The following is a 12,605-nucleotide window of genomic DNA, read 5'->3' on the forward strand; positions in this document are numbered from 1 at the left end:
CTAAAAGAGCAAACTTATTTCTTTTTGATAAACTCCAAATTCCAGATTTTCTCTGCTTTACGGCCAATGAAAACGAAAGATAGACCTAAAATCAAAAAGAAAATGGCTTTATGCATATTATCCCAGAAATATTCGAAATAACGTATATAAAGGTTAATAAAGAGGAAGATAAGCCCAAATTCACGAGCCATCTTGTCGTTATATTTTAAGCCATAAAAAACAGCAGATAAACAAAGCCCTGCCGATAAAATAGCCCAATAGAATAAACTGTACTGTCTTATCCTGTGCCACTCCTCAAAACTGTCATAGTTTCCAAATATGGAGAGAAAGAGCAAAGCCATAAAGAAATAGAGCAATCCGCTAAAATAGGTTACTTCATAAAACAAGCTGATTTTGCTGTTTTTGACCCATCTTGAAATGAGGATAATTATTGCTCCGAATATTACATAGCGCAAAGGATAACCTAAGCCTATAAAATGACCACCATAATTTGATAGGTACGCGGTTTCTGTTCCGAACCAGATACCTGCAACCAACATGGAGAAGAGCCATATCAAAACAGATTTGAACTTATAAGCCAATAATAAGTAGAGTAGGAGGGCAAATAAAATAAGCAATGAAAAATGACCAGATTGTTTATCCAATGATTTCCCAAAATAAGCAATGGCATTTGCCGTGAGTATAACACCTGTAAGGATCAAGGCTTCGTTGCTAAATATATTCTGGGGTTTGCTCTGCTTAAATTTCAGGCCAAAATAATAAGCTATAGCTGCACCGACTGCCGAAAGTAAACTGATTACAATATCAGGGGTATTATAAATCTTTTTCAGGTACTTTAACAATTTCTCGTCCAGTAACAGAGCGCTTAATGAAATAAAGCAACAGGCTAAGGCAATCCAAAAAGAATATTTGGCAAGTCTTTTCCAATCAAAACTTTTGGAGATAAAGCTTTTTTGAAGGTTATCTGCAGTTTGCTCATCAATAAGATCTTCTGCTTTCCAGTAATCTATCATTTCGTCTAAGAACTGAGCTTTATCTGCATTAACCTTTCTCATATTTACTAATTATAGGATATAAAAACAGGATCGTTTTTAATCAAACAATCCTGTCTGGATTTTATTTTAACAATTCTGCTATCTTTTTGTTGTTTCCTACTACCCACACAATATCTTCGTTGTCAAAAACAAAGTCAGAAGGTGGGTTTAAGATACGCTGGTCTTTCCGTTCAATACCAACCACTAATCCTTGTGTTTTTTCTCTTATACCCGAATTACGGATGCTTTGCCCATATACGGGAGATTTACTGTTCACCACAATTTTCTGGAGTGCCATGTCATGTTTAGGAAAAATATTCTCATCTACCGTTATGCCGCTGCCTTCAAATAAGGGTTTAACCGAACTTAACTGATCATCTGTTCCAATTACCAGTACCTTGTCATTAGGGTACAGCCTTTCGGTTGGTTTTGGTGTAGGGATCATAATTTTACCGCGCTCAATCAATGCAATATTGATTCCATATTTTTCTCTGATGGAAAGATCTATCAACGTTTGACCCACCATTTCAGATTCGGGAGCTACGGTAAGCTCTAATAAATGCGTATCCCAGGGCAAAATTTCGGGTTGTTTGCTAGCTTCTTCACGGGCATTTAGGTTACCCAGAAAACGGCTTTCCATGCGTTCGTAAAAACGTTGTAAACGTTGGTTGAAAATAATCATACCCCCTACAATCAGGATTATAGCCGTAGCTACGGCAATCCAGGTATCGTAAAATTGCACGATCACTACAGATACGAATAAAATAGCCAGTGCAATCCTGAATAGTTCAAAAGCAACCAAAGGCCCACGGGTATATTTTTTATTCAGCCACAAATGAGAATAAGCTTTTCGAGAAATACGCCTTATGGATAGTGCCCATAAAAACGGGCTCATTAAGAACAAAATCAGTATAAGACTGATGATAATACCTTTGTTGCCATCAGCTATATTGTTGTTAATGAAAGGATAAAGATATTTGGTAGAAAGTAAGATGATACCTGCTAGGATTACGCTATGTGCAACAAGGTTAATCAGGTAAGATTTCAACAGGATTTTCCAATCACTTGTAGTGGTGATCCCCTCTGTACTTGATGAATATTTATCTATGCCTCGCAACCATTTTGCAGGTAGTATTTTGGTTAATGCATTATAGAAATTTTCTGAATACTTGATCAGGTACGGAGTAGTAAAGGTAGTGATGGCAGATACGGCTACTGTAATCGGATAAAGAAAATCACTGGTAACTTTTAAGGTAAGGCCCAAAGTGGCAATAATAAAGGAGAACTCACCAATCTGTGTTAAGCTCATTCCGGTTTGCACCGATGTTTTGAGCGGTTGCCCTGATATTAAAGCGCCTCCGCCTGTAGTGATCAGTTTACCCACAATGGTTACAGCTGTAATGATAAGAACGGGCTGCCAGTATTGCAATAAGATATTGGGATCTATAAGCATGCCTACAGAAACAAAGAATATAGCCCCGAAAAGATCTTTTACCGATTTAGTAAGATGTTCTATCTTTTCGGCAAAGGTAGTTTCTGCTAAAATGGAGCCCATAATAAAAGCACCCAAAGCGGCAGAAAATCCTACTTTAACAGCTAATAACACCATACTTAAACATAAAGCAAGAGAAACCACCAGTAAGGTTTCATCATTCATTAATTTTTTGGTGTATTTTAAGAAGGTGGGGATGATAAAAATACCACCCAAAAACCATAGCACTAAAAAGAAGCCCAGCTTTAAAATAGAACTGAACATTTCGGCGCCTGCAAATTGCTGACTAACGGCTAAAGTGGTCAATAAAACCATGATGAGAATGGCGGCTAGATCTTCAACAATAAGCGCCCCAAAAACCAGATTGGCAAATTTCTTATGTTTAACGCCTAATTCTTCAAATGCCCTGATAATAATGGTAGTTGAAGACACAGAAAGCACAGCGCCTAAAAATATGCTGTCCATTGTTTGCCAACCCATGAGCTTACCGGCAAAATAACCGATAATGCTCATGCCTATAATTTCTACAAGAGCCGTAATAGACGATGAACCGCCAACCTTTACAAGCTTTTTAAAGCTGAATTCGAGGCCCAAACTAAAGAGCAGGAAAATAACACCTATCTCTGCCCAGATTGTAATGTTCGCATTATCTGAAACAGTAGGCACAAATTTAAAATGAGGGCCAACCAGCAAACCGGCTAAAATATAGCCCAGCACCAAAGGTTGTTTAATTTTTTTGAAAATAATGGTGGTAATCCCACCGGCGGCAAGTATAAGTCCTAAATCGGTAATAAGTACGGGTAAGTGTGTCATTTATAAAGTTTTTTAGCATATGAGATTTTTAGTCATAGGTATTGTTCTAGAAAAAAAATCACCAAAAAACGTGCTTAGGATATAAATGATTGAAAATATATTGAAACCTGAAATTAAATTTAAAGATTGTACGGATTTTTTGTTTGGTGTAGATAAACCAGCTCCTTTTGTCTGCTGTATTTAGCTTAACATCATCACTGATTTGTTGTGCATGGAACTGAGTCTTACTGGTTATCTTATGTTGGTTTACAGGCGAGAATTTTTTCCTGTTGGTACCCGGCAAGTTTTTGGTCCCTATAATAAACTTTTGTGTATCAACCCTAACCAGATGAGTATCATCCAATGAAAGAGAGCCGGTCTTGCTTATTGTAAAACCTTGTAAAAGAAAAAAACAGATTACAACAAATAAACCCCTCATTGCCCCAATATAAGAAAAAATACTCGTTTTTGGGAATGAAATCGACCTCAATTCAGCAATCGGCCGCTTTATGACCTTGACAAGAAAAATACCTTAAAGTTTATTTACCGTTAAAGTATGCAAGCGTTGCCTCTTTATCTGCCTGTAATTGTTGGGTTAAAGTATCAAGCCCTGTAAATTTAACATCGGGTCTTAAAAAATGTAAGAAATTCATTTTAATGTTCTGACCGTAAATCTCTTTATTGAAATCAAAAATATTGACTTCTATATTGCGGGTCATTCCATTAATGGTAGGCCTGTGTCCAATGTAAGCCATACCTTTGTAGGTTGAGCGTTGAGCGTTTAAAGTTGAAAGAGCAGTATTCGGGTTGGTATTTTGACTTTCAACTTTCAACTTTGAACTTTCAACTTTCAACTTTGGACTTTCAACTTCATACATTTCTACCGTAACCGCATAAATACCATCGCCGGGAATAAGTTTATAAGTTTCTTCAATAAAAATATTGGCGGTTGGAAAACCAATGGTACGACCTATTTTATCGCCCTTAATTACCGGGCCATAAAGTGAAAAATTGTAACCCAAATAATCGTTTGCCAGATCTACATTACCCTGTAACAGGGCATTTCTGATCTTGGTAGAACTTACAGCTACATCGTTAATATCCTGCTCAGGAATTTCTTCTACTTCATAACCATATTCGTTGCCAAAACTTTCGAGTAGTTTAATATTACCTTCCCTGTCTTTACCAAAGCGGTGATCGTAACCAATAATGATTTTTTTGGTACCTATGGCATCAACCAGAATATTCTTGATATAATCTTTAGGGCTGAGATTAGAAAAATCGCGGGTAAAAGGTGTAATGATCAAGTGATCTACCCCCAGATTGGCCAGTATTTCAGCTTTTTCGTTAATGGTGTTGATCATTTTCAATTCCTGGTTCTCAGGATTGATGATCATGCGGGGATGAGGAAAGAAAGTTAAAAGTACACTTTCTCCACCAGAAGCTTTAGCCAGATTGCAAAGCCTTTTGATAATTTTCTGGTGTCCGTAATGTACACCGTCAAAAGTGCCAATGGTAACAATGGCATTATCCAATTTTTTAAACTCGCTTAGTTGATGATAAATTTTCAAGGTCTTAAAAAATTAATGGAGAGCTTGTCTTTTTACTACGCCGCCTCTTATATCAGAAATCTGTTGCTGTACAATAAAAGCGCTTGGATCTATTTCGTTTATTTTGTCTTGCAGTTTGCCCAATTCAAGTTTGGTTACTACTGTGTAGATGATATCGATATCATTTTGTTCCTGATAACCACCTTTGCCTTTGTATATGGTAACGCCACGCTTCATTTCGGTAATGATAAAGTCTTTAATGGCCTCATTCTCTTCAGAAATAATGGTTACGCCTGTATAAGCCTCTAAACGGTTTACAATAAAATCTACTGTATTTGTGGCCGAAAGATAGGTTAATATAGCATATAGCGCAGTATCTATATTGATGAAATAAGCGGCAAAAAGAAAAATTATAACATTTAAAATGAAAATGATATTACCCACAGTTAAGCGGCTGTTACGGCTGATGTACAGAGCTAAAACTTCTGTGCCATCAATTACACCTCCGCCTCGCATAGCCAAACCAATACCGCCTCCAAGGAAAAAACCACCGAAAAAGGCAATCAGTACTTTTTCATGCGTAATAGGTTCAAAAGGTAAAATGAGCAAACCAATAGAAAGTGCCGCAATGGCTAAAGTGGTTTTAAATGCAAACAATTTCCCGATTTGGTGATAGCCCAAAATAATAAAAGGAATATTGATAATGATAATAAGGTAGGATAAATTCCACCCGGTTAAAGTACTTACCAATAAAGAAATACCTGTTACGCCACCATCAATAAAATGCTCGGGTAATAAAAAACTCTTTAATCCGAAGGTAGCAGACAATACCCCCAAGGTTATTAAAAAGAAACTTTTTAAGGTGTTTTTCAAGCTCAGTTTTTCTTTCATTGCTTTATGAACTTGCTTTTTGTTCTTCTCTTAATTTACGTAAATGTGCAATTAAATCTGGAAGCTGATAAGCATTTTCCAGCTTAAAGTTACCGCTGCGGGTACGCGTAAGCTTGCTTAAATATGCTCCGTTATTCAGTGCTTTTCCAAAATCAGATATTAAAGATCTTATATAAGTGCCTTTGCTGCAAATAATTCTGAAATCTATTTCGGGCAGGGCAATACGGGTAATCTCAAAAGTGCTAACAGTTACAGCCCGTTTTTTAAGTTCAACTTCTTCTCCTAAGCGAGCCTTAACATACAAGCGTTCGCCATTTACTTTTACAGCAGAGTGGGCAGGAGGGTATTGTTCTATATTACCTATAAACTGGTGGCAGTTAGCATAAATCTGTTCGCTTGTAATGTGAGCTATTTCAAAAGTCTGGTCTATTTCAGTCTCTAAATCAAAAGAAGGCGTTGTGGCACCTAAAACCATGGTGCCGGTGTACTCTTTCTCTTCGGCCTGGTAAGTATCTATTTGTTTGGTTAGTTTACCTGTACAAATAATTAACAAACCTGTAGCCAGGGGATCTAAAGTACCTGCGTGACCAACTTTGAGTTTTTGGGGTTTTAATGAGTTCCTGATCTTACCCACTACATCAAAAGAAGTCCATTGATAAGGCTTATCAATTAAAAGCAACTCGCCTTCGGCAAAGTTAAAATCAGGAAAATGATGGATTTCTGTTTCTTCAACCATTAAAATACATTAATCTCTACGCCGGCAAGATATAATCCTATGATCAGCAATCCCACAACAATTCTATACCACCCAAAAATACGGAAACCATGTTTGGTTAAAAAGTTTATAAATGATTTTATGGCAATAATGGCCACTATAAATGCAATTGCGTTTCCAAAAAGAAGTATTTTGATGTTTTGTGCATTTAACAGCTCATGGCCTTTTAACAACTTGTAACCGGTGGCTGCAATCATGGTTGGAACAGCCAGAAAAAAAGAAAATTCTGCTGCGGCACTTTTGGTCAGCTTTTGTTGCATACCACCAATAATGGTAGCTGCACTGCGACTTAAGCCCGGAAAACATACGGCCAATACCTGATATAAACCAATTTTAAAGGCTTTGGGGTAAGATATTTCACTCTCGCTGGTAATAGTCGGGTTTTTAAAAAACCTGTCTATAAAAAGCAGAATAATACCACCTAAAAACAATACAATGGCTATAAATATGGGATTACCCAATTTATCGTCTATAAAGTTATTTAAAAGGTAACCGAAGATCAGGGCCGGAACAACAGCAATGGCCAATTTTACATAAAAATCTATGCTGTTCAGGTTGATGAATTTTTTCCAGTACACTACTACCACTGCAAGGATAGCACCTAACTGTATGGCAACGGTAAATAATTTAACAAAATCATCATGGGCAATACCCATAATAGAGCTGGTAAGTACCATGTGCCCTGTTGATGACACGGGTAAAAACTCCGTTAATCCTTCAATAATTGCAAGGATAAGCGCCTGTAAGTAGTTCATTTATGCTTATTTTTTTAATACAGCGTAAATGCCAAAGGTGAAGCCAAATAACACCACTATAGGCGCAATTAAAGTGCGGCGTGTGTCATAAATATCACCTTCAGAACCCATCATTAATAAAAAGCCAACCACTACAATAGCTATGCTGATCAGCAATAACTGATAGTTTTTCTTGGTAAAAACCATTTCGGTGTTTTGGTTTTCTTTGTTTGGAGTTGTATGTTTTTGTGTCATTATCTGTACAGGTCGTAAATTTTTAGACGTAAATATTTGCTTACTGCAAACCAGGTACTGATTGCGGCAATAAAAATGCCTACCACAACCAAACTGATAAATACATAGCCAAATTCAGTATAGTTCTCTAATATTTTTATTTCGCCCAACTCCTTTTGTGCATAAGTTAGCAGGCCTAATAAAATAAGAATAGCTATAAAAGCAGCAATTAACCCATGCAGGGCTGCCACCAGAATAAATGGTTTTCTGATAAAGTTTTTGGTAGCGCCTACCAACTGCATACTTTTAATTAAAAAGCGTTGTGAGAAGATAGCCAAACGAATGGTATTGTTGATCAATGCAATGGCTATTACCAATAAAATAAGTGCAAAACCTAAAACAATTAAAGTAATGGTATTGATGTTTTTGTTTACCATGTCTATCAATGAACTTTGGTAAACCACTTCTTTAACAATCGGGTTTTTAGAAATCTCTGCCTTTAAAGTTTCAATATTGGTGTTGTTGGCATAATCTGCTTTTAGATATACATCTATAGAAGAAAGCAGTGGGTTATAACCTAAGAAATTAACAAAATCTTCACCCAGATCTTTGGTTAAATTATGTTGAGCCAGCTCCTTGTTAATGTATTGGGTTTGTTTTACGGCAGCATTGCTGTTCAGCTCTTTTTGAAAAGCCAGGATTTCGGTTTCTTTTGCACCTTCATCTACAATGATGTTTAAAACAATGTTTTCTTTAACGTAGTTTGATAAGTTTTTGGCATGTACCAGAATTAACCCTAGCATACCCAACATTAACAAAACCAAAGCAATGCTGAATATGGTTGATACATATACGGTTTTGGTTTTTTTAGAGGCTGTACTTACTTCAAATTCTTCCATGTATATACTTTTGTTTTTGCGAAAATAAAGAAAGATAAGTAAAAATAGGGTATAAATCCACGATAAATTACTAACGCAGTTCAAAGTTAGCAAAGCCCATATTTAAAGCAATGCAAGGTAAATCTATTTAACGTTATTTAACAATAGTACAATAGTTTGCCCCCGTAGGCCCTATAAAACAGATGAGTAGATTGTTTTGGGTCAGTTACTTAAATAAGTTTTAATAAAAGTGTCAAAATCAGGGAGGGTCTTATCTTCATATATTTTAATGAACTGCCCAAATTGCATAAAGCCGTAAACAGATGGGTTGCCGCTTAGAAGAATTTCATTGTAATTTTTAGTGAAAAAGTTTTCAGCTGTTTGACCGTTTGGTACGGGGTTGGGAGTTTTAGCCATTATAACTTTTGCGGTTTCATAACATTTTTCCAGTTCTTTCAAGTAGCCGTGTTTACGAAACCAAAGAATAGCGATGGTATTTGCAAAATATTCATTTTTATAAGAACGATTTAATTTTCCAAGCGTATCTTCAAAACCATGAGCTAATTCATGAGGCAGGTAAAAACCGTTGAAAAATAGTCCAAATATCTCCTGTCCATCATTTTTATTTTCCCCTATTTCATAAAACCAGTTCTGTATTTGTTCAGGAAGTTGACTCCATAATGGCAGATGTGCAGTTTGTGAGTCGTAATAAACGAGCATAGGGGTGGTTTTTATGGTTGTTTTCAAAGAAAAATTCCATCCAGGCTTTATAGAATTAATATCACTTACGAATAGGTCTTTAATTAACGTTGCTTCCTGTATCAAAGCAGTTGAGTCTTTCTGTAGTCTAAACCAATTCTTTTGGGCGAAAGCCGTGCAGGCAAGGGATAAAAATAATGAGGTAATGAAGATTTTATTTTTCATTTTTATGCCATTTAGGTTGAAGATATAATTTGCATAGAATACACACGTACTACACCAAATATACGAATCTTTATACTTGTTTGTTTGAGTATTTGTTGTTTAAGCTATTGATTATAAGTGCATTGTTTATTGTGATTGTTTAACATAGCTTGTTGCTGAAGATTTACTTTTCGGTTGTATGCACAGGGTAAACTTTCTGTATAATCAAGGCAAAGCAGATGTCGAATTTATTGCTTAAAGCACCAATTTTATTCGTTAAAATGCTTTAATTCTGTACTTTTGCAAACGATTTAAAAACGTATATTAATGGATTACCAATTTAAAGAGATCGAGCAGAAGTGGCAAAAACATTGGGCCGAGAATCAAACTTTTAAAGCTGATAGCAAAAGCGATAAACCTAAGTATTATGTCTTAGATATGTTTCCTTATCCATCTGGAGCGGGTTTACATGTAGGGCACCCGCTGGGCTATATTGCTTCGGATGTTTTTTCGAGATATAAGCGTTTAAAAGGCTTTAATGTTTTACACCCGATGGGCTATGATTCGTTTGGTTTACCTGCTGAACAGTACGCGATCCAAACCGGGCAGCATCCGGCGGTAACAACCAAAGCCAATATCGATACTTATCGTCGTCAGCTTGATCAGATTGGGTTTTCTTTTGACTGGAGCAAAGAAGTGAGAACTTCTGATGCTGAGTACTATAAATGGACCCAATGGATTTTTATGCGTCTTTTTAATTCATGGTACAACCTTGAAACAGACAAAGCAGAAGATATTTCTACCTTAATTGAAAAGTTCAATGCTTCGGGCAGCGCAGGTATAAGAGCCGTATGCGATGAAGATACCCAATCATTCTTACCGAGCGACTGGGCTAACTTTACATCAGAAGAAAAACAGGCCGAACTATTAAAATACCGTTTAACTTACTTAAAAGAAAGTACGGTTAACTGGTGTCCGGCTTTAGGTACCGTTTTAGCGAATGATGAAGTAATAGGTGGTTTTTCTGAGCGTGGCGGATACCCGGTTGAGCAAAAGAAAATGATGCAATGGAGCATGCGTATTACTGCTTATGCCGATCGTTTGTTGCGAGGTTTAGATACTATTGATTGGCCTGAGCCGATTAAAGAGATGCAACGTAATTGGATTGGTAAAAGCGTAGGTGCATCTGTAAAGTTCAAAATAGAAAGACCGAAGACCGAAGACGGAAGTCTTATGATTGAAAATCATCATTCGGAAGATAAAACATCAGACATCGGACATCAGGCATTGGACTATATAGAAGTGTTCACTACCCGTGTAGATACCATTTTTGGCGTATCTTATCTGGTATTGGCACCTGAACATGAGTGGGTGGCAGAGTTAACCACAGATGAGCAACGCCCAGCGATTGAGAATTATATTGCGCAAACTAAAAAGAAATCTGAATTAGACCGCATGGCCGATACCAAAACCGTATCGGGAGCTTTTACAGGTAGTTATGTAATCAATCCTGCAAATAATGAGCGTTTGCCGTTATGGATTGCCGATTATGTTTTGGCAGGTTACGGAACGGGTGCCGTTATGGGTGTACCGAGCGGAGATCAGCGTGATTTTGCTTTTGCAACGCATTTTAATTTGCCGATTATACAGGTTTCGGATGCGCAAAAAAACCTGGATCAACAGGCAGATCCAACCAAAGAAGGAAAATACATTAACTCTGGATTTATCAATGGTTTAAATTATAAAGAAGCTGTAGCTAAATTAAACAACTGGTTAGAAGAAGAAGGCATAGGTAAAGCGAAAGTAAACTACCGTATGCGCGATGCCATTTTTGGTCGTCAGCGTTATTGGGGCGAACCTATTCCGGTATATTTTAAAGACGGATTACCTTATCTGATCCAAGAAGAAGAATTGCCTTTGGTGCTACCTGAAATTGATAAATATTTACCAACGGAAACCGGAGAACCACCTTTGGGCCGTGCCGAAAATTGGAAATACCACGGAAAATATGAGTATGAGTTGAGTACAATGCCGGGATGGGCAGGTAGTAGCTGGTACTGGTACCGTTATATGGATGCGCAAAATCATAAAGAATTTGTATCGAAGGAAGCAGTTAATTACTGGAAAGATGTTGATTTGTATATAGGTGGTTCAGAACACGCCACAGGTCATTTGTTGTACAGCCGTTTCTGGAACAAATTCTTAAAAGACTTGGGTCTGGTACAAGAAGAGGAACCGTTTAAAAAACTGATTAATCAGGGCATGATACAAGGTAGAAGTAACTTTGTTTACAGACTGGTTGATGAGGAAGGCAAAGCAACCAACACCTTTGTAAGTGCGGGCTTGCGCAATGAGTATAAGACTATAACGCTTCACGTAGATGTAAACATTGTAGAGAATGATGTGCTGAATGTAGATAAGTTTAAAGCGTGGAGAGATGAATATGCCAATGCCGAGTTTATTCTTGAAAATGGCAAATACATTTGCGGTGTTGAAGTAGAAAAAATGTCTAAATCAAAATATAACGTGGTTAATCCCGATGTTTTGATTGCACAGTACGGCGCAGATACTTTTAGAATGTACGAAATGTTCTTAGGACCATTAGAACAGAGTAAACCTTGGAATACCAATGGTATAGAAGGCGTGTTTAAGTTCTTGCGCAAATTCTGGCGCTTGTTCCATAACGATGCATGGGAATTTAGCGTAGTTGATGCAGAACCTTCTAAAGCAGAATTAAAAGCCTTACATAAAATCATTAAAAAAGTACAGGATGATGTTGAACGTTTTTCATTCAATACATCGGTATCAAGCTTTATGATTGCTGTAAATGAACTTACAGATCTGAAATGTAAAAACCGTAGCATATTACAGGATCTGGTTATCGTTTTATCTCCTTATGCGCCTCACATTTGTGAAGAATTGTGGAGCTTATTGGGTAATGCGGCAGGAACTTTATCTTATGCTGCTTATCCTGTATTTAATGCTGCTTATCTTGTAGAAGATGAATTTGCCTACCCAATCTCGATAAACGGTAAAATGAAGATGAACCTTAATCTTGCTTTAACTTTAGATGAGCAACAGGTAAGAGAAGCTGTATTGAGCAATACGCAAATACAGGGTTACTTAGAAGATAAAGAACCTAAGAAGATTATTTTTGTAAAAGGCAAAATTGTAAATATTGTAGTTTAAGCCTGATAAAACTTATTTAATAGGCTGTCTGAAGAGTTATTTTCGTCATCCTGAATTTATTTCAGGATCTTAAAACAAAGCAAATGCTTTTAAAGATTCCGTATCAAGTACGGAATGACGTAAGGTTTCCAGA

At 36.8% G+C, this 12,605-nt stretch carries 10 protein-coding genes; 1 reads left to right on the plus strand and 9 read right to left on the minus strand.

The features are described 5' to 3' along the window. Positions 1 to 14: 14 nt before the first annotated feature. The 9 genes from MMF97_RS08025 to MMF97_RS08065 form a co-directional block, all read right to left on the minus strand. A complete protein-coding gene (locus MMF97_RS08025; protein WP_243361317.1) occupies positions 15 to 1,055 on the minus strand; it encodes a DUF2157 domain-containing protein in 1,041 nt (346 codons plus the stop codon). A 61-nt stretch (positions 1,056 to 1,116) separates the two neighbouring features. Beyond that, complete coding sequence (locus MMF97_RS08030; RefSeq protein WP_243361319.1) at positions 1,117 to 3,339, minus strand: cation:proton antiporter domain-containing protein; 2,223 nt, start codon at positions 3,337 to 3,339, stop codon at positions 1,117 to 1,119. A gap of 518 nt (positions 3,340 to 3,857) precedes the next feature. Continuing rightward, positions 3,858 to 4,889, minus strand: coding sequence for a bifunctional riboflavin kinase/FAD synthetase (locus MMF97_RS08035; protein ID WP_243361321.1), 1,032 nt, complete (start codon positions 4,887 to 4,889; stop codon positions 3,858 to 3,860). 12 nt (positions 4,890 to 4,901) lie between these two features. Next, on the minus strand, positions 4,902 to 5,759 hold the full coding sequence (locus MMF97_RS08040; protein WP_243361323.1) for a YitT family protein: 858 nt from the start codon (positions 5,757 to 5,759) through the stop codon (positions 4,902 to 4,904). A 4-nt stretch (positions 5,760 to 5,763) separates the two neighbouring features. Beyond that, a complete protein-coding gene (gene truB / locus MMF97_RS08045) occupies positions 5,764 to 6,495 on the minus strand; it encodes a tRNA pseudouridine(55) synthase TruB (protein WP_243361324.1) in 732 nt (243 codons plus the stop codon). Further along, positions 6,495 to 7,289, minus strand: a complete 795-nt coding sequence (locus tag MMF97_RS08050) for an undecaprenyl-diphosphate phosphatase (protein WP_243361326.1) — start codon at positions 7,287 to 7,289, stop codon at positions 6,495 to 6,497. The genes truB and MMF97_RS08050 overlap by 1 nt, the downstream gene beginning before the upstream one ends. A gap of 6 nt (positions 7,290 to 7,295) precedes the next feature. After that, positions 7,296 to 7,523: a DUF3098 domain-containing protein gene (locus MMF97_RS08055; RefSeq protein ID WP_243361328.1), complete on the minus strand. Its 228-nt coding sequence runs from the start codon at positions 7,521 to 7,523 to the stop codon at positions 7,296 to 7,298. Then, on the minus strand, positions 7,523 to 8,401 hold the full coding sequence (locus MMF97_RS08060) for a cell division protein FtsX (protein ID WP_243361330.1): 879 nt from the start codon (positions 8,399 to 8,401) through the stop codon (positions 7,523 to 7,525). The genes MMF97_RS08055 and MMF97_RS08060 overlap by 1 nt, the downstream gene beginning before the upstream one ends. Before the next feature lie 201 nt (positions 8,402 to 8,602). Beyond that, on the minus strand, positions 8,603 to 9,304 hold the full coding sequence (locus tag MMF97_RS08065) for a hypothetical protein (RefSeq protein ID WP_243361332.1): 702 nt from the start codon (positions 9,302 to 9,304) through the stop codon (positions 8,603 to 8,605). Between the two features lie 306 nt (positions 9,305 to 9,610). Here MMF97_RS08065 and leuS point away from each other — a divergent pair, with 306 nt between their 5' ends. After that, the gene (leuS, locus tag MMF97_RS08070; protein WP_243361333.1) at positions 9,611 to 12,472 is read left to right on the plus strand and encodes a leucine--tRNA ligase; all 2,862 of its coding nucleotides are present in this window, start codon (positions 9,611 to 9,613) and stop codon (positions 12,470 to 12,472) included. Positions 12,473 to 12,605 lie beyond the last annotated feature (133 nt).

This window comes from Pedobacter montanisoli (genome assembly GCF_022809115.1).
Taxonomy (GTDB): Bacteria; Bacteroidota; Bacteroidia; order Sphingobacteriales; family Sphingobacteriaceae; genus Pedobacter; species Pedobacter montanisoli.